Origin of the sequence: Neisseria sp. P0008.S010 (genome assembly GCF_051962715.1) — a bacterium.
In the GTDB taxonomy this organism is placed as follows: domain Bacteria; phylum Pseudomonadota; class Gammaproteobacteria; order Burkholderiales; family Neisseriaceae; genus Neisseria; species Neisseria elongata.
In genome coordinates this window covers 1-443 of sequence record NZ_JBQCVA010000169.1, presented here as the reverse complement: position 1 = coordinate 443, position 443 = coordinate 1, and the positions used below count along the sequence as shown (strand labels likewise).

The 443-nt window shown below is 62.3% G+C and carries 1 rRNA gene; it reads right to left on the bottom strand.

From position 1 onward, the window contains the following. A 16S ribosomal RNA gene (locus ACTHSL_RS13060) occupies positions 1 to 443 on the bottom strand; the annotation flags it as partial.

The following is a 443-nucleotide window of genomic DNA, read 5'->3' as shown; positions in this document are numbered from 1 at the left end:
GACTACAAGGGTATCTAATCCCGTTCGCTCCCCACGCCTTCGCGCCTCAGCGTCAGGGACGGCCCAGCTGGCCGCCTTCGCCACGGGTGTTCCGCCTGATCTCTACGCATTTCACCACTACACCAGGCATTCCACCAGCCCCTATCGCCCTCAAGCGGTGCAGTCCACGACGACCCTCCCCGGTTGAGCCGGGGGCTTTCACGCCATGCTTACACCGCCGCCTGCGCGCGCTTTACGCCCAGTAACTCCGGACAACGCTCGGACCCTACGTATTACCGCGGCTGCTGGCACGTAGTTAGCCGGTCCTTCTTCCTCAGGTACCGTCAGTGCTTCTTCCCTGAGAAAAGTGGTTTACACCCCGAAAGGCGTCATCCCACACGCGGCGTTGCTCCGTCAGGCTTTCGCCCATTGCGGAAGATTCCTTGCTGCTGCCACCCGTAGGC